This is a genomic window from Amycolatopsis sacchari, from assembly GCF_900114035.1.
GTDB lineage: Bacteria > Actinomycetota > Actinomycetes > Mycobacteriales > Pseudonocardiaceae > Amycolatopsis_E > Amycolatopsis_E sacchari.
Genome location: NZ_FORP01000020.1, coordinates 83078 through 104632, shown reverse-complemented (window position 1 = coordinate 104632; position 21555 = coordinate 83078). Strand labels below are relative to the sequence as shown.

At 72.6% G+C, this 21555-nt stretch carries 14 protein-coding genes and 1 pseudogene; 6 read left to right on the top strand and 9 right to left on the bottom strand.

Annotated features, from left to right (window positions below; genetic code table 11):
* Window positions 1-225: 225 nt before the first annotated feature.
* Window positions 226-801, top strand: coding sequence for a class F sortase (locus tag BMZ92_RS27275; RefSeq protein ID WP_091513200.1), 576 nt, complete (start codon window positions 226-228; stop codon window positions 799-801).
* A gap of 11 nt (window positions 802-812) precedes the next feature.
* Window positions 813-1133: a hypothetical protein gene (locus BMZ92_RS27270; RefSeq protein ID WP_091513198.1), complete on the top strand. Its 321-nt coding sequence runs from the start codon at window positions 813-815 to the stop codon at window positions 1131-1133.
* Between the two features lie 199 nt (window positions 1134-1332).
* On the opposite strand, the gene uvrA is transcribed toward BMZ92_RS27270, so the two are convergent.
* Together uvrA and BMZ92_RS27260 are read right to left on the bottom strand one after the other, a co-directional pair.
* Entirely contained in the window at window positions 1333-4194 is a 2862-nt protein-coding gene (gene uvrA, locus BMZ92_RS27265) for an excinuclease ABC subunit UvrA (RefSeq protein WP_091513196.1), read from the bottom strand.
* A 53-nt stretch (window positions 4195-4247) separates the two neighbouring features.
* Window positions 4248-5477, bottom strand: coding sequence for an acyltransferase family protein (locus BMZ92_RS27260; RefSeq protein WP_245783277.1), 1230 nt, complete (start codon window positions 5475-5477; stop codon window positions 4248-4250).
* 116 nt (window positions 5478-5593) lie between these two features.
* On the opposite strand from BMZ92_RS27260, the gene BMZ92_RS27255 reads away from it, so the two are divergent.
* Window positions 5594-6271: an MBL fold metallo-hydrolase gene (locus tag BMZ92_RS27255; RefSeq protein ID WP_091513193.1), complete on the top strand. Its 678-nt coding sequence runs from the start codon at window positions 5594-5596 to the stop codon at window positions 6269-6271.
* Window positions 6272-6421: 150 nt separating this feature from the next.
* Window positions 6422-9454: a tetratricopeptide repeat protein gene (locus BMZ92_RS27250; RefSeq protein WP_091513191.1), complete on the top strand. Its 3033-nt coding sequence runs from the start codon at window positions 6422-6424 to the stop codon at window positions 9452-9454.
* Here the strand turns inward: BMZ92_RS27250 and BMZ92_RS27245 are convergent.
* Both BMZ92_RS27245 and BMZ92_RS27240 read right to left on the bottom strand, forming a co-directional pair.
* Window positions 9445-9927, bottom strand: a complete 483-nt coding sequence (locus BMZ92_RS27245; RefSeq protein ID WP_143249953.1) for a hypothetical protein — start codon at window positions 9925-9927, stop codon at window positions 9445-9447. The two genes, BMZ92_RS27250 and BMZ92_RS27245, sit on opposite strands and share 10 nt — an antisense overlap.
* Window positions 9928-9944: 17 nt before the next feature.
* The gene (locus BMZ92_RS27240) at window positions 9945-10367 is read right to left on the bottom strand and encodes a hypothetical protein (RefSeq protein WP_091513187.1); all 423 of its coding nucleotides are present in this window, start codon (window positions 10365-10367) and stop codon (window positions 9945-9947) included.
* A gap of 103 nt (window positions 10368-10470) precedes the next feature.
* Between BMZ92_RS27240 and BMZ92_RS27235 the strand changes: the two genes are divergently transcribed.
* Both BMZ92_RS27235 and rnhA read left to right on the top strand, forming a co-directional pair.
* Window positions 10471-13875 (top strand): NACHT domain-containing protein, encoded by a 3405-nt coding sequence (locus BMZ92_RS27235; RefSeq protein WP_091513184.1) that lies wholly within the window; start codon window positions 10471-10473, stop codon window positions 13873-13875.
* 1 nt (window position 13876) lies between these two features.
* Window positions 13877-14317, top strand: a pseudogene (gene rnhA, locus BMZ92_RS27230) (ribonuclease HI); the annotation flags it as partial.
* A gap of 1287 nt (window positions 14318-15604) precedes the next feature.
* On the opposite strand, the gene BMZ92_RS27225 reads toward rnhA, so the two are convergent.
* From BMZ92_RS27225 to BMZ92_RS27205, 5 genes are all read right to left on the bottom strand, one after another.
* Window positions 15605-17743 carry a terpene synthase family protein gene (locus BMZ92_RS27225; RefSeq protein ID WP_091513182.1) on the bottom strand — a complete coding sequence of 713 codons (2139 nt, stop codon included), beginning with the start codon at window positions 17741-17743 and terminating at the stop codon, window positions 15605-15607.
* A gap of 198 nt (window positions 17744-17941) precedes the next feature.
* On the bottom strand, window positions 17942-18691 hold the full coding sequence (locus BMZ92_RS27220) for an alpha/beta fold hydrolase (protein WP_091513180.1): 750 nt from the start codon (window positions 18689-18691) through the stop codon (window positions 17942-17944).
* Window positions 18692-18721: 30 nt separating this feature from the next.
* Window positions 18722-19228, bottom strand: a complete 507-nt coding sequence (locus BMZ92_RS27215) for a mycothiol transferase (protein ID WP_091513178.1) — start codon at window positions 19226-19228, stop codon at window positions 18722-18724.
* Window positions 19229-19237: 9 nt separating this feature from the next.
* On the bottom strand, window positions 19238-19969 hold the full coding sequence (locus BMZ92_RS27210; RefSeq protein WP_091513175.1) for an ABC transporter permease: 732 nt from the start codon (window positions 19967-19969) through the stop codon (window positions 19238-19240).
* A 1101-nt stretch (window positions 19970-21070) separates the two neighbouring features.
* On the bottom strand, window positions 21071-21481 hold the full coding sequence (locus BMZ92_RS27205; RefSeq protein ID WP_245783276.1) for an MmpS family transport accessory protein: 411 nt from the start codon (window positions 21479-21481) through the stop codon (window positions 21071-21073).
* Window positions 21482-21555: the final 74 nt, after the last annotated feature.

The following is a 21555-nucleotide window of genomic DNA, read 5'->3' as shown; positions in this document are numbered from 1 at the left end:
GCACACGTCGTTGCGCCGGTAACGGTTCCAGCTGAGCGCGAATCAGTGGCTGTCCACGGCAAACCTCGTTTTCCCCGCTACTGGCGGCGGGCCTCTCACGACGCGATCCCGGATAACGGTGAGATAACGATCGCAACACGAAGGCGCCCCTCCGGCGCCTTGTGGGGCGTCAAGCGCAGAAAGCGATGGGGGTCCTTGTTGAGAACAAGAAGACGGCCGGCATCGATGCGGAACGCGGTGCTGTCCCTGCTGGCCGTGCTCGGCCTGCTGCTCGCCGGGTGCACGGGTACCGGATCAGCCGGCGCGGGCACCACACCACCCGCGGAAAACGCCGGGGGCCCGGTGACCGTGGCGGTCGCGGACCCGAGCGCGGTGGACATCCCGAAGATCGGGGCGCACTCGAGTCTCGTCCCGCTGGGGGTGAACGCCGACGGCACCGTCCAGGTGCCGCCGGTGGAGACTCCCCAGCAGGCGGGCTGGTATCACGAAGGCCCTCCGCCCGGTGACGTCGGGCCCGCGGTGATCCTCGGTCACGTCGACGGGAAGGGGCAGAAGGGCGTCTTCTACCGGCTGCACGAACTGAAGCCGGGAGACGAGGTCACCGTGTCCAGAGTGGACGGTTCCGTCGCCAGGTTCTCCGTCACCCGCGTCGATCAGGTCGACAAGGACCAGTTCCCCACCGAGGCTGTCTACGGCGACACCTCCGATCCCGAGCTGCGCTTGATCACGTGTGGCGGCAGCTTCGACCACGCCGCGCACAGCTATCGCGACAACATCATCGTCTACGCCAAACTGTCCTGAAAGGAAAACCCATGCCCACCATGAAGCTCCTCACCGCGGCCGGCCTGCTCGCCGCTGCCGGCAGTCTCGTCGTCCTGCCCACCGCGAGCGCCTCGGCCCCCAGCCCCTGCGAGGCTCTGTCGGACAAGGCGGCCACCCAGGCCGACGCAGGCAAGCTCGCCGCTGCCCGCGACGCCGAGTGCCTGAAGGCGCTGGAAGCCAAGAAGGCCCGGGCGGACGCGCATGCCACGCCGGACAAGGACGCCCGGGCCAAGGCGCTGGCCAGGGCCAAGCAGGTCCGCGTCCTTCCGCACGGTGCGCCGGAAACCGGCGACGGCTCGCTGGCGGGCTGAGCATCTCCCCGCGTTCCGGCGGGCGGCTCTCGTGGAGTCGTCCGCCGGAACGGCGGTCACGATCGTCCACGACCCGGTGGTCGCCGGTTCCGGCTGGAACGACTTCCTCACGACAGCGACAGCAGTGGTCGGCCCTTGAGCCCGAGGGGCCTGCGAACTCCGGTGAGACCGGCCCGGAAACCGGCCTCACCGAGCTGCCTCAGGCGCCTGCCAGCACCGTGCGGAGGAACTGGCCCGTGTGGCTCTCCTCGACCTCGGCGACCTGCTCCGGCGTGCCCTGCGCGACGACCGTGCCGCCGCCCGAACCGCCCTCCGGGCCCATGTCGATGATCCAGTCCGAAGTCTTGATCACGTCCAGGTTGTGCTCGATCACGATGACCGTGTTGCCCTTGTCCACCAGGCCGTTGATCACGCCGAGCAGCTTGCGGATGTCCTCGAAGTGCAGACCGGTCGTCGGCTCGTCGAGGACGTACACCGTCTTGCCCGTCGACCGCTTCTGCAGCTCGCTCGCGAGCTTCACGCGCTGCGCCTCGCCACCCGACAGCGTCGGCGCGGGCTGGCCCAGCCGCACGTAGCCGAGCCCGACGTCCACCAGCGTCTGCAGGTGCCGGTGGATCGCCTTGATCGGCTCGAAGAACTCCGCGGCCTCCTCGATCGGCATGTCCAGCACGTCCGAGACCGTCTTGCCCTTGTAGTGCACCTCCAGGGTCTCCCGGTTGTACCGGGCGCCCTTGCACACCTCGCACGGCACGTACACGTCCGGCAGGAAGTTCATCTCGATCTTGATCGTGCCGTCCCCGGCGCAGGCCTCGCAGCGGCCGCCCTTGACGTTGAACGAGAACCGGCCCGGCTGGTAGCCGCGCACCTTCGCCTCGGTGGTGGCCGCGAACAGCTTGCGGATGTGGTCCCACACCCCGGTGTACGTCGCCGGGTTGGACCGCGGGGTGCGGCCGATCGGCGACTGGTCCACCCGCACCAGCTTGTCCACCAGGTCCAGCCCGCGCACGCGCGTGTGCCTGCCCGGCACCTGCCGCGCGCCGTTGAGCTTGTTCGCCAGCACCGTCGCCAGGATGTCGTTGACCAGCGTGGACTTGCCCGAACCGGACACGCCCGTCACCGACACGAGGCAGCCCAGCGGGAACGACACGTCGACACCGCGCAGGTTGTGCTCCCGCGCGCCCACGACCGTCAGCTGCCGCTTGCGGTCGACCGGCCTGCGGATCTCCGGCACCGCGATGCCCTTGCGCCCCGACAGGTACTGCCCCGTCAGCGACTCCTTGCTGCGCAACAGCTTCTTGTACGGTCCACTGTGGACGACCTGACCGCCGTGCTCACCGGCACCCGGCCCGATGTCGACGACCCAGTCGCTGGAGCGGATCGTGTCCTCGTCGTGCTCGACGACGATCAGCGTGTTGCCGAGGTCGCGCAGCCGCGTCAGCGTCTCGATCAGGCGGTGGTTGTCCCGCTGGTGCAGGCCGATCGACGGCTCGTCCAGCACGTACAGCACGCCCACCAGGCCCGAGCCGATCTGCGTCGCGAGCCGGATGCGCTGCGCCTCGCCACCGGAGAGGGTACCGGCGGCGCGGTCGAGCGAGAGGTAGTTCAGCCCCACGTCGAGCAGGAAGCGCAGCCGCGCCTGGATCTCCTTGAGCACCGCGCCGGCGATCATCTTCTGCCGCTGGCCGAGCTTGAGCCCGTCGAGGAAGTCCGATGCCTCCTCGATCGACAGCGCGCACACCTCGGCGATCGACCGGTCACCGTACTCGGCGTGCTCCAGCGTCACGGCGAGGATCTCCGGCTTGAGGCGGGTGCCCTGGCACGCCGGGCACGGCACCTCGCGCATGTAGCCCTCGTACCGCTCGCGCATGTACTCCGACTCGGTCTGGTCGAGGCGGCGCTCCAGGAACGGGATGACGCCCTCGAAGTTCGCGTAGTACGAGCGCTGGCGGCCGTAGCGGTTGCGGTAGCGGACGTGCACCTGCTCGTTGACGCCGTGCAGCACCGCCTTCTGCACCTTCGCGGGCAGCTTGCGCCACGGCGTGTCCATCCGGAAGCCGATGGTCTCCGCGAGCGACTCCAGCAGCCGCTGGAAGTACTCGGCGCTCTGCCCGCCCGCCCACGGCGCGATCGCGCCCTCGGCCAGCGACAGCTCGTCGTCCGGCACCACGAGCTCGGGGTCGACCTCCTTGCGGATGCCGATCCCGGTGCACTCGGGGCACGCGCCGTACGGCGAGTTGAACGAGAACGAGCGCGGCTCGAGGTCCTCGATGGTCAGCGGGTGGCCGTTGGGGCAGGCCAGGTTCTCCGAGAAGCCCCGCACGCGGTGCGGGTCACCCTCCGGCAGGTCGACGAACTCCAGCTCGACCAGCCCGTCGGCCAGCCGCAGCGCCGTCTCCACCGAGTCGGTGAGCCGCTGCTTCGACGACGGCTTGACCGACAGCCGGTCGACCACGACGCCGATGTGGTGCTTCTCCTGCTTCTTCAGCTTCGGCGGGTCGGTGAGCTGGTACACCTGCCCGTCGACGCGGGCGCGCGAGTAGCCCTGCTGCTGCAGGTTCGCGAACAGGTCCTGGTACTCGCCCTTGCGGCCGCGCACGACCGGCGCCAGCACCTGGAAGCGCGTCCCCGGCTCCATCTCGAGCACCTGGTCGACGATCTGCTGCGGCGTCTGCTTGCTGATCGGCTCGCCGCACTGCGGGCAGTGCGGCTTGCCGGCGCGCGCGAACAGCAGGCGCAGGTAGTCGTAGACCTCCGTGATGGTGCCCACGGTGGACCGCGGGTTGCGCGAGGTGGACTTCTGGTCGATCGACACCGCGGGCGACAGGCCCTCGATGAAGTCGACGTCCGGCTTGTCCATCTGCCCCAGGAACTGCCGCGCGTACGCCGAGAGCGACTCGACGTACCGGCGCTGCCCCTCGGCGAAGATCGTGTCGAACGCCAGGCTCGACTTCCCCGAGCCGGACAGGCCGGTGAACACGATCAGGCTGTCCCTGGGCAGGTCGAGGTCGACGCCGCGGAGGTTGTGCTCGCGGGCGCCGCGAACAACGAGGCGATCAGCCACGCCAAGGTCCCTTCACTGGATATTCCGGCCGTCAGGCTGCGGCCGCGGCCATGCTAGGACGGACCACCGACAGAAACGGGCGCCGGCGGACCGCCCGCCCGCTCGGGCAGGAGGTCGTCCGGCGCGGATCGGGGCGATGGCGCCGTCCGGCGCGGTCGGGTCAGCCGCTCGTGCACCGGTCGTTCAACCAGTGTAGTGAGCAGCCAGCCGGTCAGGATCGCCGCGGCGACGACGAGCGGGAGCCGCGCCCAGCCCGGCACCCCGAGGTCCAGCAGCACCCTGGCGAGCACGTAGCCCAGCTCCTGGTGCACCAGGTACACGCCGTAGGAGATCCCGGCCAGCCACCTGATCGCCGGGGCCAGCGGGCGCAGGAACGTCCAGTCCGGCCCCTTCGCCGCGGCGCAGATCGTGACGAGGAGCACGGCGAAACCGAGGTCCGACGGCAGCCGCGCGGGATCGGTGGGCAGCGCCACGTGGTCAGGGTAGAGGTGCAGGTCCTGCGCGCACACCACGGCGGCGAGCAGCAGCGCCAGGTGCGCGCCGCGCATGCGGTCGCGGGACCACAGCCACACGGCGATGCCCGCGGCGAAGGCGTGCATCCGGTGCAGCCCGAAGCCGAACACCACGCTGTACGCCCACGGCGCCGGGTTGTGCACGCCGATCACGACGAACCGGACGAACAGCGGCACCAGCGTCAGCCCCCACGCGAGCGCCTGGAGCCGCCGGTCGCCCCGCAGCCACGGCACGCGCGCCCACAGCAGCGCGGCCGCCGCGAACACCATCAGCTGCACCGGCAGCGTCCAGTACGAGCCGTCGAGCCAGATGAACGACTGGTGCCAGCCCTGCACCATGAACAGGTTGATCAGCAGGTCCTTGCCGACGGGGACGTACCACGACGTCTTCCACGCGATGCCGTCCGAGGTCGGGCCGAACAGCGTCGCGAACCAGCCGCCGCCGAAGCCCTGCCCGTTGAAGACCGCGCCCGCCGTCCGCATCACGAAGTAGGTGACGACGACGGCGACGAGGTACGGCGGCAGCAGGCGCGCGACCTTGCGCCACAGCCAGCGGCCCGTCGAGCCGCGCCGGATCGTCTGGCAGACGAAGAAACCGGAGATGACCATGAGCCCGGCGGCGCCGAACTGGCCGGTGACGCGGAACGGGTAGTCGGCGAGTTCGGGGTGCGCGAGCGGGCCCTGGTGGGTGATGTGGCCCAGCATCACCGCCAGCACGGCGGCGACGCGGACGGCGTCCCAGCTGATTCTGCGCGATTTCTGGCGGGGCACGGGCTTCCTGGGGAGTTCGAGCGGGGTCTGGCAACGGGAAGCGAGGTTACGTTACGAATCTGAGACCGGGCTGAACGGGTGGAACTCGCCGCAGCGCGACGGCTACCGTGTGCCAGGTGAACGTCGTGGAGGACTACACCGGGCACGTCGAGCCGGGCGGGGACGCCGCACGGCGCACGCTCGGGGCGCTGACCATCACCAAACTGTCCGTCGGGCCGATGGACAACAACGCGTACCTGCTGGTGTGCCGGGCGCAGAACGAGGCGCTGCTCATCGACGCGGCCGCCGACCCCGAGCGCATCTCGGACCTCATCGGGCACGGCCCCGACCGGCCGGCGCTGCGCACCGTCGTGACGACGCACCAGCACGGCGACCACTGGCAGGCGCTGGGCGCGGTGGCGGGCGCGAACGGCGCGAACACGGCCGCGCACCCGCTCGACGCCGGTCCGCTGCCGGTGCCGCCGGACTTCCTGGTGGAGCACGGCGACACCCTCACCGTCGGCGACTGCACGCTCGAGGTGATCCACCTGCGCGGGCACACGCCGGGGTCGATCGCCCTGCTGTACCGCGACCCGGACGGCCCGCCGCACCTGTTCACCGGTGACTCCCTGTTCCCGGGCGGCGTCGGCCGCACCACCTCTCCGGAGGATTTCCGCTCACTGATCGACGACGTGGAGTCACGGATCTTCGACGTGCTGCCCGACGAGACGTGGTTCTACCCCGGCCACGGGGACGACTCCACGCTGGGCGCGGAGCGCCCGAAGCTCGCCGAATGGCGCGAACGGGGCTGGTGAGCCGGAAATCACCCGAACGGGGCCGCCCAGGTGCTGGGCGGCCCCGTTTTGTTGTGGGGCCGGTAGCCCGGTGGCAGCACCCGCGGCGCTGACGCCGGTGACGACCTGAGCGCGTGTAATGCCAGCGACGGGCGGCGCGACTCAACGCGCGTGAGCGAGATCGAGTCAGGCCGGCTGGCGCAACTCGTCGAGCTGCTCACCCAGGCATCCGTCCGTGTCCACCGCGAAGGGTCGTTGCGGGGTTCCGGGTTCTTCGTCGCCCCGGGCACCGTGCTGACCTGCGCGCACGTGACGGACGGAGTTTCCGGCGCTGTCGAGGTCGAATGGGGTGGACGGCGGTTCGCCGCCGACGTCGTGCACGCAGAGCCCGCTGTGGTCAACGCCAACCCCTGCCCACCGCCGGACCTGGCCGTACTGCGCCTGTCCGATGCGGAGGCGGTGGACCACCCGTGCGTGGTTCTCGACGATGAGCCGCTGCGGACCACGGACCGGGTGCTGGCCTGCGGGGTGGCTCCGGCGTTCGGCCACGCCCTCGAATCGGAGACGTTCGACGTGACCGGGCAGAAGTGGTTCAGCGGTGGGGACATCGTCAAGCTCGGACGGGGTCAGGCCGTGCCGGGGATGAGCGGCAGCCCGGTACTGAGCCTGCGTACCGGTCGCGTCGGCGGGATGTTGCGCACCACCCGCGACGCGACCAGCGCACTCGGTGCCTGGGTGGTGCCCGCGGCGCGGCTCCGGCAGACGCTCGCGGAACTCGCGCTCGAAACCGTCGAGCGGATGGATTGGACGCGGGTCGCCGAAGGCTGGGACGAGGTGGTCCGTGACGCGTTCGTCCCCCGGCCCGTCCTGCCGGAAGACGCCCCGCCGAGCCTGCTCCTCAAGAGCGAATACGAATTCGTGCCCTTCCTGGGCCGCAACGACCTGATCGAACGGATCGAGACGTGGCAGCGGCAACGCGGCCACCTGGGGGTGGCGCTGCTGACCGGGCGGGGCGGGGAGGGCAAGACCCGTCTCGCGAGGCAGCTCTGCGCGCGGGCGGCCACGCGGCCGGGAACGATCGCGGGCCTGCTGCACAAGGACGTGCCCGCGGAGGTCGTGGACCGGCTCGCGGCACTGAGCGGAACCGTACTGCTCGTCGTCGACTACGCCGACACGCGTGAGGACGAACTGGTGCGGTTGCTGGACACGCTCGCGCGGAACGGGGAGCGGACGAACGTCGTCCGGGTACTGCTGCTGGCCAGGTCGACCGGGGACTGGCTGGAGCGCCTGCAAGCCCGAAGTCCGGATCGCGTGGCCCTGATGCTGGAGTCGGCGCCGGTCTGGGCACTGCCCCCACTCGCGGAGGCAGCACCGCTGCACGCGGAAGCCCTGCGCCGGTTCGCGGAGCGGTTCGGCACGGCTGTCCGCGAGGAGTTCGCTCCGCCGGCGGACGGACACGCACTCACGGTCTGCCTGACCGCGCTCACCCAGGTCCTCGACGAGGCAGTACCCACAGCCGCCACGGAAGACTCCGGGCCGAGTGCCCGCCTGCTGCACCACGAGGCCCGCTATTGGCTCGATGCCGCCCACGCCGAACAGCTGCCGGACACCCATCCGGAGCTGCTCCGCACCCTCGTGTGCGCGGCAACGCTGCTGGGGGCGGACGATCCCGCCGAGGCCGAACACGTCGTCGCCGCCGTGCCGGAGTCCCCCGCAGGATACGAATGGCGGTACCTGCAGTGGTTGCGCGGGTTGTACCCCGCCGAAGCCGGTGTCGCACCGCTGGAACCCGACCGGCTCGGTGAGGACCTCCTGGCCCGCTGCCTACGACGTCGGCCAGACCTGCTGCAGATCCTGCTGACCGGAGCCACCGAGGCGCAGAGCGATCGAGCGTGGACGGTCGCGGCTCGCGCGGCCGCCCGGCACCCCGCGGTGGCGGAGGCGCTGTCGGCCGCTGTGCGGGCGGATGCACGCCGGTGGCTCGGGCCCGCTGTGTCCGGCGCGATCTCCGCCGGCGAACCGGCCGTCGCGGCCCCCCTCATCGAGGCCGGAACGCCGCTGATCCCCGATCCCCTCGTGCTGACCGAGGTGGAGCAGCGGATTCCGGCTACCTCGTTGGCTCTGGCCGGTGCCGCGCTGACGCTCGCGGAGACCGCGGTCGTGCTGTCGGCTGAACTACCCCCGACGGACAGGGCACTGCTGTTGAGCAGGTGTGCGACACGCCTGAGCGACGCGCGGCGTTATCCCGAAGCGCGCCGCCACACCGAGCAGGCGCTGGCGATCCGCCGGGAGCTCGCGGCGGCGGACCCGGCCGCGGAACCGCTGCTGGCCCAGTCGGTGCACCAGATGGCGATCCGGCTGGCCCGTGCGGGAGAACACGAGGACGCCGGCGCGTACGCACGCGAAGCGGTCGAGATCCGCCGACGGCTCGCCGAGGCCGGGACGGAGGACTCGCGCCGGGAGCTGGCCGCGTCGCTCAACAATCTGAGCGTGCGGCTCGCGGAGCTCGGGGAGGACGAAGAAGCGCTCGCCGCGATCGAGGAAGCCGTTGCCCTCAAACGCGGACTGTACCGGGAAGACTCGGACACCTCGCAGGCCTCGCTCGCCGTGTCGCTGAACAACCTCGCGGTACGGCTGTCCAGGCTGGGACGCGAGTCCGAGGCCCGAGACGTCGTCGGCGAGGCGGTGGAGTTGCGCAGGCTCCTCGCGGAGAGGTCTCCGGACTCGTACCTGCCCGCTCTCGCGCTGTCGTTGAACAACCTCGCCGCCCGGCTCGCGAACTCCGACCCGGAGGCGGCGTGGAAGACGATCCAAGAGGCCGTACACATCCGGGAACGGCTGGCGTACCTGATGCCGGACCGCTACCGATCGTCGCTCGCGGTTTCGCTGAACTCACTGGCGGCCCGCCTGGGTGCACTCGGTTATCACGAGGAAGCGCTCCCCCACGTCGACCGGGCGATCGCGCTCAAGCGAGAACTTCCGCCCACAGTGCCCGCGAACCGGGAGAGCCTGGCGACGTCGCTGCTCCAGCGAGCCAGCCGCCTGCAGGATCTCGGGCGGCTGGCCGAGGCACTGGACTCCGCGCGCGAGGCGGTCGCGATCCGGCGGGAGTTGCCGGACACGCCGCGGTACCGGAAGGCACTCGCCCGGGCCGAAGAACGCTGTGCGTTCCTCGTGAACGCGTTGAACGGGGGTCAGCCGTAGAGGTCGTCCACGAACGCGCGCAGATCCCGCAGGGCGGCGGGTCCGCCGGGGCGGACGGTCACGTCGCTGAGCCCGTCCGGTGCGACCGGTTCGGTGAAGCTGCGCACCGCGGCCACGACGGCTTCGCCCTTGATCCTCTCTTCGACAGCGCGCCGGTCGGCGGCGGCCGCCTCCTCGGTCTTCGCCCGCGCCTCGGATCGTGCCGCGTCGGCGTCGTCCTGCGCCGCGGCCGCGTTCTGCCGGGCCGCCGTGACAGCACCGCGGCCCACCTCGCGTCCGAAGATCCAGCCGACCGCTGTGAACGTGAGGGCTTCGACGGCACCGAACAGGTACACACGCCGCTGCCACACGATCTCGTCGCCGCCGGAGTTCAGGAACATGACCACCACGAGCACCGTGAACGCGAGCACGATGCCCACGGCGGTCCAGAACCGCCACGTCCACTGTGGCCGTTGATCATCCGCTTCAGCCACGGGCACCACCTCCGCGATCAGATTCCGGCCTGCCGGAAGGCCTGGGCGAACCCGGCGTCCGTGACCGCGCCGTTGCCTCCGCCGCCCGTCGAATAACCCTGCTGCGCCAGAGCCTGCACCGGGTCGAGGACCTCGACGCGAAAGTGGTGGACCCAGCCGTCTTCCCCCGCCAGCGGGACGAGCAGCGCGAGGCTTCCGCTGGGGTGAGGAACCACTCCCCAGAAGACGCGGTACATGCCGATCCGGCTGGTGCTCAGCCCGTCTGTCCTGATGTCCCGGTCTTCTGCCAGCCTCGGGGCGGCGGTGAGGATCGCTCGCTCCGTGGTGCCCGCAGGCGCCGTGCCAGAGACGGTGACGACGAAGCCGGCGGCACCGACCAGCTTGTGCAGCGTCTCCACCGGGGTGCCGACCGCCCGCGGGTCCAGAATGAGCTCGAACACGCCCCGGAGTCGGAATACTCCGTGGTGTCGTTACACCGAGAACCCCCACACCCTGAAACCCGACCGCACCGAGTGGCCGCTTTTCGCCCGGAACGGCGTCCCCGTGCCGTACAACTGGACCATGGTCGAGCGGCACAACGAGATCAGCGGCGGCCGGTTCGACGGTCCCGTCGTGCAGGCGGGCAGCATCGACCGGCTGACGCTGCACTTCCACGGCGGGCCCGTCGAGCCGGACCGGCCGCTGACGTCCTGGCGGGACCGGCCCCCGCTGTCCCCGGCCCTGCGTGACCTGCTGGAGGCCCAGCAGCGCGCGACGGAGGCGCTGCCGTACAAGCTGCTCGGCGTGCGTCAGCCCGAGCTGACGCAGGTGTACGTGCAGCAGACGATCCGCCCCCAGCTCGCCGAGCGGCCGCCCGAGCCCGGGCGCAAGCCGGAGCCGGAGCGCAAGCAGGCACCGGAGTCCGCCGAGCGCGTGCTGAGCATCACCGAAGCGCTCGACCGCGGCGGGCACCTCGTGCTCACCGGCGAACCGGGCAGCGGCAAGTCGACCGTCGGCTACCTGTACGTGCAGCAGCTTTCCGCGTACTGGCTCGGCGACGGTGACGGCCAGCCCCCGCTGAGCGAGCCCCTCCTGCCGTTGCGCGTGCCCGCGCGGGCGCTCGCGGCGAACCGGGCCTGGGCGGAACTGCTCGCCGCCGGCACCGAGGAAGCGCTGGGCCGCCTGCTGTCGGAACGGCCGCGGCCCGAGGTGTTCGCGCGCCGCGCGCTCGGCGCCCGCTGGCTGGTGTTCGTCGACGGGCTGGACGAGATCATCGAGCCGGAGACCCGCGCGCAGGTGATCGACGCCATCGCCTACCAGGTGCGCCGCGGCGCCGACCACCGCCTGGTCGTCACCACCCGCCCGCTGCCGGGCCGCGAGCTGGCGCCGTTCGAACGGGCCGGGCTCGACACCTACCACCTCCAGCCGTTCGGTCCCGGCGAGCTGGCCGAGTTCGCCGGCGCGTGGTTCCGCGCGCAGAACCCGGTCACCGCGACCGGCCGGGCCGCCGAGTTCGTCCGCCAGGTCGGCGACGGCCGGTTGCGGGAGCTGGTCCGCAACCCGCTGCTCGCCACGATCGCGGCGATCGCGCACACGCTCGAACCCCAGCGCCCGCTGCCCAACAGCCGCGTCGACCTCTACGACCGGTTCATGGCGTACCTGCTCGACGAAACGCCCAGCAGGCGCGACACCGTGGCCGAGCTGCGCCGCTCCCTGCGGGACCAACCGGAACGGCTCGCGTTCGCCGAATGGCTGCGCAAGCACCGCACGGACATCGTCGAGCAGCTCGCCGCGCACCGGCTGGAGAGCGAGTCGCCGCTGTTCGAAGCGGCGTGCGAGTGGGTGGCCGGCCAGGGCCTGGAGCTGCCGGAGGGCTGGCAGGAGGACCTGCGGGCGCTGCTCGCGAGCACGGGCGTGTTCGAGCAGACCGACGACGTCCTCGACTTCCGGCACTACTCGTTCGCCGAGTTCCTCGCCGCGCGCAGGCGCGCCCGCGAGATCTCCGCCGACTTCCCCGGGCTCGACGAGTGGATCGAGCGCGGCATGGGCCTCGCGACGCAGGCGTTCGCCCTGTTCACGTTCGTGCTGTGGGGCCGGGCGGGCAACGAACTGGGCCGCGTGTTCGAGGTGCTGCTCGCCGGGGCGAAGGACGAGGTGCTCTTCGCGGGACGGCTGCTCGCCGAGGGCATCGAGATCGGGGACCGGCTCGCCGCCGCTGTCGTGGACCGGATCCTCGACGCGTTGCTGGCGAACGGCGCCCGCAGGCATCCCTGGTCCGACGTGGAGGAGATCGGCCAGGTGCTCGTCTCGTTCGTGCCCGAGACGCTCGGCGCGCCCGCGATCGCCCGGCTGCGGGAACTGCGGGACGCTCCGGAGCTGTCGGAGGCCACCAGGCTCGAGTGCGCGGCGGTGCTGGGCCGCGTCGCCGACACCGCCGAAGCCGCCCGGTGGCTGGAGTCCTTCGCCGAGCGGGCGAGCCTGCCCGCGCTGCACCGGTGTGTGCTGGTGCTCAAGGAGCTGGTCCCCGACGGGGCGACGATCGGCGAACGCCTGCTCGTGCGCCTGGTGGCCGGCGCGGCGGCGGACTTCGCGAGGCAGCTCGCCCTGCTGTACCTGCTGGACGAACTCGGCCGCGGCGAGGCAGCGGCGCCACTGCTGCGGGAGGTGGTGGTGCGGTTGCGGGCCGATCCCGCGGTGACCGACGGCGCGGGCTTCCCGCTCGGCTCGCGGCTGGTGGACGTCTGGGAGGACGGCACCGCGAGCTGGGGCAACCTCGCCGATCTCGCGGTCCGGCTGCACTGCGCCGAGGAAGGGCTGTGGGCCGCGGAGAAGGTCTTCGCGCGGGAGTCGTCGTCCGCGGACGAGCTCAACGACGCGGTGCTGGCCGTACTGGCGGCGAAGGGCGGCGACGGCGTACCGGAAATCCTCGCGGCGACCGAAACGCGGCCCGTCGAACACGTGCTCGGCGTGGCGGTGACCCTGCAGGAGGAGTCGCACCCGCGAGCGGCCGCCGCGTTGGCGCGCAACGTGCTGGAGCGGCCCAACGCGGGGCCGTACGAGTTCGTGCGGGCCGCCCGCGTGCTCGCGAACTGCGGCGAGAGCGGTGAGCTCCTGCGACTGGTCGAGAACAAGCCGGGCCTGGGGATCGAGTACAAGCTCCGGCTCCTGGCGCTGGGTTCCGACCTCGGTGACCAGGGCGCCCTTCGCGAAGAGGCACTGTCCAGTTTGGACCATCCGGGGCTGGACAAGTGGGACCTCGCCAACGTCGTGCAGGCCCTGCTCGAGGACGGGGACGCGGCCACGGCGGAACGCGTGGTGCGGGCGGCGAGCGTTCGCGGCCCGGAGTACTGGGCGAGGCTGGCGGGGGTGCTGTGCGCGCAAGGGCACGGCGAGGCCGCCGACGAACTCGCCGGCAAGCTGCTCGCCGCCCAGGCGCAGACGGACCTCCTGGTCGAGGTGGCGCTGGCCGCCGCCGAGCACCGCCCCGCGCTCGCGGCGAAGCTGCTGGACGCCGCCTACCCCCGCCTGCTCGACTGCGACGGTTACCAGCGCCACCAGCTCGTGCGTGCGCTCACCAAGATCGGGCGGCGCGAGCAGGCGGTCGCGGCGGCCCGCCTGGCGACGCTCGCGACCGACGAGATCTGGGTGTCGTACTGCGTCGAGAACTGGATCGACGCCGGCGGCGCCGAGGCCGGGCGGGAGATCGTGGCGGTGCTGGTCAGCGTGGACACCCCGGCCGACAAGCGGATGGAGGCCGCGGACAAGCTCGCCAAGCTCGGCCTGCTGGAGCCGGCCGCGCGGCTGTGGCTGGACGTGGTCCGCCACCACGGCAGAGCGCTCGACCAGGCCGTGCTCGCCGCCCGCTGCCTCGTCGAGAGCGGGCACCGGGACGAGGTGGCCGCCCTGCTCGGCGAGCGGGGTGACCCGGTGCTGCGGGCCTGCGTCACGGCGCCGTTGCTAGATTCCTGACGTGGGGGAAGCCTTCGTCGAGATCTACACCGACGGCGCCTGCAGCCCGAACCCCGGGCCGGGCGGCTGGGGTGTGGTGCTGCGCTACGGCGGTCACGAGCGGGAGCTGTACGGCCCGGATCCGGGGCCGACGACCAACAACCGGATGGAGCTGATGGCGGCCATCCAGGCGCTGGAGACCCTGAAGCGGCCGTCGGCGGTGCGGCTCTACACGGACAGCACGTACGTGCGCAGCGGTGTGCTGTCGTGGATGCCGCGCTGGAAGGGCAACGGCTGGCTGACGTCGGCGAAGCAGCCCGTGAAGAACGCCGACCTGTGGCGGCGCCTGGACGCGGCGCTGCACCGGCACGAGGTCGAGTGGCACTGGGTCAAGGGCCACGCGGGGCACCCGGACAACGAGCGCGCCGACCGGCTGGCCGTGCGGGGCGCGAAGGAGGCGGCGAAGCTGCCGCCGGCGCCGGTGGCTCCGGAGCCGGAGCCCGTCGAGGAGGAGGGGGTGCTGCCGCTCGCCGTTCGGCGGCAGGTCCCCGGGCCGCAGGCGTCCGGGTCGCGGGCGTCCGCGACGCAGGCCTCCGGCGGCGAGCGGCGGCAGGGCGGGGCTCCCGGCGGCGGCGAGCGGCGGCAGGGCGGGGCTCCCGGCGGCGGTGAGCGGCGGCAGGGCGGGCCTGCTCCCGCTGCGGGGGCTCCGGCGACCACCGGCCAGGCACGCCCGGCTTCGGCGGCGGCAGCCGCGGGCGGGCGGCCGCGCCCGGCTACCGCGGGCGCCGCCAGCCAACCGGACCGCGCTCCCTCGGCGGCCGCCACCGGCGCGCGACAGCAGAGCGGCCCCACGGCGCCCGCCACGCAGCCGGGCGCCGCTGCCCCGGCAGCCACCAGACCGCGCCCCGGTTCCGCAGCGCCCGCCGACGGCAGGCGACAGCAGGGCAGGCCCCCGGCGCCCGCCACGCAGCCAGGCGCCGCTGCCCCGGCAGCCACCAGACCGCGCCCCGCTTCCGCAGCGCCCGCCGACGGCAGGCGACAGCAGGGCAGGCCCCCGGCGCCCGCCACGCAGTCGCACGCCGCCCCGGTACCCGCCACGAGCCGCTCCGCCACGGCCCCAGCATCAGCCACCAAGCCGCCCCCGGCACCCGCCACCGGCCCGCTCGCCGCTGCCCAGCAGCTGCCCGCGACCGCCCCCTCCCCTGCGGCCCCGGCAGCCACCAGACCGCGCCTCGCCTTCGGAGCGCCCACCGCCAGCGAGCGGCAGCAGAGCGCAGCGCCCACCGACCCCTCCCCCACACCCCCAGCCCCCACCAAGCCACCCCCCGACGAGGACGAGTGCGTCCACCAGATGCCCGTGTCCTGGTGCGCGCTCTGCAAACCCCTGCCGCCGGGGGTGTTACCGCGCGGGTACCGCGTCGAGGGGTACGCGTACCACAACGATCCGCACTGCCTCTGGCTCCACAAAGGACAGCGCCGCGCCGCCCGCCAGGGCATGAACATCCACGAGCCGGTGCCGATCGCGTGGGCGGAGGTCAGTCCCGGCGAGCTGGTGCCCTGCGAGTACTGCTGCACCCCCGCCTGGGTGCGACGGCACGCGCGCTGATCAGCCCCCGCCTGGGTGCGACGGCACGCGCGCTGATCAGCCCCCGCCTGGGTGCGGCGGCACGCCCGCTGATCAGCCCACGCCTGGGTGCGACGGCACGCCCGCTGATCAGCCCACGCCTGGGTGCGACGGCACGCCCGCTGATCAGCCCACGCCCAGCGCCTCCGCCGCGGGAAAGCGGTTTCTGCGCAACTCCGCTTCCGTGTACCGCACGCATTTTCGGTGCCACTCAAGGATTCCCGACATCCAGTACTTCAGGTGCTCCGCATGCCCCAGCAACGCTTCGCGCGTTTCGGCGGGGAGCGCGAGGTCCTCGAACAGGCCCGGCAGGTCGTTCGCCACGATGTGCTCGAACTGCTCCAGCCGCGCCCCCATCAGGCGTGCCACCAGCTGCGCCGCTTCGTCCCGTGACGTGCCGAGGAAGTTCTCCACCACCAGCACCAGGTTGTGCACTTCGCCCTCGTACTCGACCTCCTTCTGGTACGAGAACAGGTCGTTGGTGAAACACGCGTAGTCCTGCGCCGCCGTGTCCAGCTCGTGCAGCACGCGGTTGCGGTACAGCTCCGGCGGCACGACGTCCGCGTGCGCGAGGCGCGCGAGGCTCATCGTCATGTCCGAACCGAACGTGCGGCGCCGCATCTCCACGTAGTCCACGGGATCGGGGATCCGGTGCTGCGCCTGGTTCCACAGCTCCCACAGCCAGCTCTCCGTCATGTCCTCGACAGACCGCCGGAACGTCGCGCGATGCGTCTCAGACATCGGTCCCGCTGTGCGCCGCCACAGGTCCGCGAGGCCGCGCTCGATCGGGTTCGCCGGCGGAGGCGTCTCCCCCGCGTCGAGCGGCATGAACAACGGCAGGCGATCGGTGAGGTGCTTCGCCGCCGCGAGGTTGCGCGTCGCGCCGAACACGGCCGGGTAGTAGTCGTCGCCGTAGGTGCCCCACGACAGCCAGTCCGTCGACAGGTACAACTGCCCCGGCGTCGCGTCGGAGTGGATCATCGACGCGCAGTGGGCCAGGTCCAGCCCCCGGAACCGGCGCTCCGTCCACACCCCCTCCGAAAGCATCCCCATCTCCCGCGCCCACCCCACCGAGTACTCACGCGCCGCGTCGAGGTGCGGGCTCATCCGGACCGGGTAAGGCATGTACAGCTCGGGCACCTCCAGCGGCCCCACCGGCTGGAACGGCACGTGCGCGTGCTGCCGCGCCTTGCCCCGGATGCCCGGCAGGAACGACAGCCGCCCCGACGACGTGCCCAGCCCGGTCGGGCCGCCGAGCGCCGAATCCGCCGCCGCGCCCTCGTTCATGTACCGGCTCGACCGCGCGTGCCACTCGTGCCCGCCGGCCTGCCAGTCCTGCAGCCCCTTCACGTAGGCCGCGACCCCGGCCTGCTCGTGCGGTGGCACGGCGCGGTCGGCGAGCAGCGCGGGCACCTCGGTGAGCGCGGTGTTCTCGAACTGCTGCAGGCGCGAGGTGAGCAGGTCGTTGACGAGGTCGGCCGCCTCCTGCGTCGGGATGTCGAGGAACCGCTCGAACACCAGCACGGCGTTGGAGTTCTCGCCCTCCTCCCGCACCTCGCGCTGGTAGGAGAACAGATCGTTGCGCAGGTGCACCGCGTCGGCGAAGGTGTCGGTCAGCACCTGGATCTGCCGGGTGCCTGCCAGCTCGTCGGGCACCTCCGCGCCCACGGCGTACTCGACGAGGTTCGCCGACCACGGGGCACCGCCGACCTTCCGCCGCATCTGGATGTACTCGATGGGGTTGGCGATGCGGCCGCGGTCGATGTTGTCCAGTTCCCACATCGATTCGACCATCAGGTTGTGGGTGCTGGTGACGAACCGCCGGCGCCAGCCCTCCGACATCGCGGGCACGGTGCGGCGCCACAGGTCGCCCAGCCCCGCCTCCGCCGGGTTGGTGACTTCGGGCGGGTCGTCGGTCATGAACAGTTCGAGGCGGTCCAGGTACGCCTTCGCGCCGCCGAGGTCGCGGGAGTACTTGAACTCCTCGAGGAAGTGGTCGTCGAAGAAGAAGACCCACACGTACCAGTCGGTGACGAGGTCGAGGGTCGGCCCGTCGCAATCCGGGTGGGTGTACGCGCACATCAGCGCGTAGTCCATTTTGGCCAGCCGGTCGGCGTCCCAGACGAGCCCGCCGCCGGGGGTCGGCGCGTCGAGCATCCCCATCTGCCGCGCCCATTCCTCGCTGTGGGCGCGGGTGCGCTCGAGGTGCGGGTTGAGGCGGGCCGGGTACGGCAGGTAGAAGTCGGGCAACGCGAAAGCCTGCATGCGTCCGACCGTTCCAGCCCGGCCCCTCGCGCGGCGACGGCCATTCCGGCGGGACGGCCCCCCTGTCCGGTTGACGGGTGGCACCACCCTGGGTGCCGGTCCTCGCCGGGACGGCCCGCGTTTCCCGTTGCGCGGCACCGGGAAATCGGCGGCCGAGCAGGGGAACTCACCCGCTCGGCCGCGCCTCCCCCGTTCGGCTCAGTCCAGGAAGGACTCCACCATCGGCGCGACGAGGTCCGTCCGCCGAAGGACCTGCGTGTGCGTCGTGTGGGGCAGGATCGCCAAGTGCGCCTCCGGGATGAGGCCCGCCATCTCGGTGGCGTGCTCGAGGCGCACGAAGTCGTGGTCACCGAAGACGAGCAACGTGGGTGCCCGCAGTCCCCGCAGCTGCTCGGGCGACCAGCCGGTGAAGGCCCCCACCAGTGCGGACGTCTTCACGGCGACCGCGTCGAACCGCGACGGGTCGGGCGCGACCTGCTGGTAGGCCGTCACCATGTCCCGGAAGTCGTCCGCTGTCGGCATGCGGGTGGAGTTCGCCTGCAACGCGGGGTCTCGGATTTCGTCGTGGTAGCCGTCGGGCCGGTAGTGCGCCGACGCGAGCACCAGCCGGTCCACGCGTTCCGGCCGGGACACCGCCAGCTGCAGGGCGACGAGGCCGCCGAGGCTGAACCCGAACAGGTCCGCCCGCGCCAGGCCGAGGTGGTCGAGCAGCCCGGCGACGTCGTCGGCGAAGGCGGGCAGGGACGGCGGGCGGTCGGTGTCCGGCGTGTGGCCGTGGCCTTGCAGCTCGACGCCGATGACCTGCCGGCTCTTCGTGAGGCGGGGCAGGAGCGGGCCGAAGGAGGACTCGAAGGTGAGCAGACCCCCGTGCAGCAGCACGACGGGCCTGCCCTCCCCGTGCACCTCGTAGTACAGCTGCTGCCCGTTGACGGTCGCGTAGTCACCCATGCCAGTGCAGACCGCGGCGGCGCGGGAAACTCATCGCCGCAGCAGGATTCCCCTGACGTAAGCGGCCTGGCCGGCGTGCTGGAGGTCGTCGGACAGGACGCTGACCAGCCGCACCCCGAGGCTCACCGGCGGGTCCCAGTTCTCGTCGACGATGCGGTCCAGCTGGGACTCCTCCAGCCCGGCGAGCCACGCCACGGTCTGGTCGTGCACGGCGTCGTGGTAGCCGGTCAGCAGGTCCGCGGACGCCCGCACCGCGGCGACGTCCTCCGCGCTCTGGCCGTAGCCGGTGGCGCCGGGGCTGAACGGGAGATCGAAGCGTTCGTGCCAGCCCTGGGAGGTCCACACCTGGTCGGCGTCCTCCAGGTCGGCGAGGTGGTCGTCCTGCACGCGGGTCAGGTGCCAGACGAGCCAGGCGATCGTGTTGGCGCCCTCCGCGGGCGGGGTGGCCAGCTGGTCGTCGGTCAGTCCCTTGACCGCGCCGTGCACCACCTGCTGGACGCGGTCGAAACCATCGATCACGAGATCGGCGAGTGTCATGCCCCCAACCTAGGACCGCGCGATCGATCCCGCCGCCACGAGCTGCACCGCCACCAGCACCGCGACCGCCTCGGCCGCGAGCAGGCCGACGAGCACGAGCACCTGCGTGACGCCGGCCTGCAGCGGGCTGGCGCCCCCCAGCAGCACGCCGACGTAGGCGCCCGGCAACGTCACCAGGCCGACGGTGCGGGTCTGGTCCAGCGCGGGGATCAGGGCCTGCCCAGCGGACGGGCGGCAGATCTCCAGTGCGGCGGCCCGTGGCAGGAAGCCGAGGGCCAGCGCCGCCTCGTACTCGCCGTGCCGCGTCTTCAGCTCGTCGAGGGCGCGGCGGGCCGCCTGCGAGGTCGCCGACATCGCGCCGCCGATCACGATGCCCGCGATCGGCACGACCGCGATCGTCCGCCACGGCACGACGCCGGTGACCAGCACGAGCGCCAGCACGGGCAGCACCCCGGCGCCGATCGCCGCGGCGACGGCGGGCACGGCACGCGGCACGCCGATGCGGCGGGCGGAGGTGACCGCGGCGACGGCGAACATCAGCAGCACGAACAAGGCGGTGAGCCACCCGGCCCGCAGGATGGCGGTGATCACCAGGGACACCGCGGCCAGCTGCACGACGGCCCGCACCGCGGCGGTGACCACGGCCCGCGCGGGCCCCAGCTCGCCCAGCCACAGCACGACCGCGCCCAGCGCGGTGAGCGCCACCAGCACAACGGCGAACAGCGGGCCGAGGACGATCATCCCACCCGTCACGGGGGTGATCGTGCCATGAACTCCGGTCCGGGGGGGTTGGAGCGGCGGTGGGGGGTGGTGGGGAGGCGCCGAGGGGGGGTGGGGGCCGCAGGTGGCGAGGCTGCCCGCGGCGGCGGGTAGCCGCCGAGCGCCGAGACCAGCGGCGGTGGTGGGGCCGCCGAGCGCCAGGATGAGCGGCGGGGGTGGGACCGCCAGCGAGCGGCCGGAAGGCGCTGACTACGGCGGCCGACGGCGCAGGTGAGGGCCGCAGGCGGCGGGAAGCTGCCGAGGACCGAGACCAGCGGCGGGGCCGGGGCCGCCAGCGAGCGACCGGGCGGACGGCGCCGACCGCGGAGGCGGACGGTGCAGGCGGAGGCGGACGGTGCAGGCGGGGGCCGCAGGCGGCGGGAAGCTGCCGCGACGGCGGGACCCACGGTGGCGGGAAGCCGCCGAGCGCCAGGATGAGCGGCGGGGTTGGTAGCGCAGGTGGGCGCCACAAGTGACGAGGCCGCCAGCGAGCGGTGGGCAGCCGCCGAGTGCCGAGACCAGCGGCGGGTGGGGCCGCCAGCGAGCGACCGGAAGGCGCCGACTACGACGGCGGACGGCGCAGGCGGGGCCGTGGCGGAACGGCGCAGGAGGCCGCAGGTGGCAAGGCTGCCAGCGGGCGGCGGAAGCCGAGCGCCGGTGGCCTCGGAAGGCCACACCTCCGGCGGAAGGCGGAAAGCCGCCAGACCATCACGACGGAACGGCCGAGGCGCCGTCGGCGGGAAGGCGGCGAGGCGCCGTCGGCGGGAAGGCGGCGGGGCGCCGACCGCCGAGACGAGCGGCGGGCTGGCGATCGCGAGGCGCCGTCGGCGGGAAGGCGGCGAGGCGCCGACCGCCGAGACGAGCGGCGGGCCGGCGATCGCGGGGCGGCGGAAGCCGAGCACCGGGATGAGTGGCGAGGCTGGTGGCCTCGGGAGGCGGGCCCCCGCGGGCGGCGGAAGCCACCGACTGCCGCAGCGAGCGGGGTGCGGTGGGTGAGCCGTCGAGCGGTCGGCCGCACTCCCGGCGTTCCGCCCCCGAAGCCACGCCGATCAGATCAGGGCCGCCGCCCGCGCCGCCGCCCTCTCAGTCCAGGGATTTCGAGCAGCGGAGCATGGCCTCCGGGGTGCTCACGGTCGACGAGCTGACCGCCACCCCGTCGACGAGGATGTGGCACGTCAGGGTGCCCTCGCCGGCGTGCTGGGCGGTCAGGCTGACGTACCGCGCGGCGCTGCCCTCGACGGTGACGCTCCACGGCGCCCCCGCCTGCGCGACCTGCTCGATGGCCGCGCCCTTGCCCACGTAGGTGACGTTGCGGGCCGTGCCCGTCCCGGACAGCTCGTAGGTGATCACGTGCGTCACGACGGGGGGCGGCGGCGCGGCCGGGACGTTGACGCCGTTCAGCGTCGCCGGTGCCGGGCCGTCCGCGCGCTGCACGGCGACCAGCACCGAAACCACCCCGATCGCCAGCACCGCACCGAGCCCGGCCAGCAGCACGACCGTTCCGGACCGGAGCCTCCGCCTTGGCGCGGGGCCTACCGCGGGGACTACACCCATGGCAGGTCTTCTTC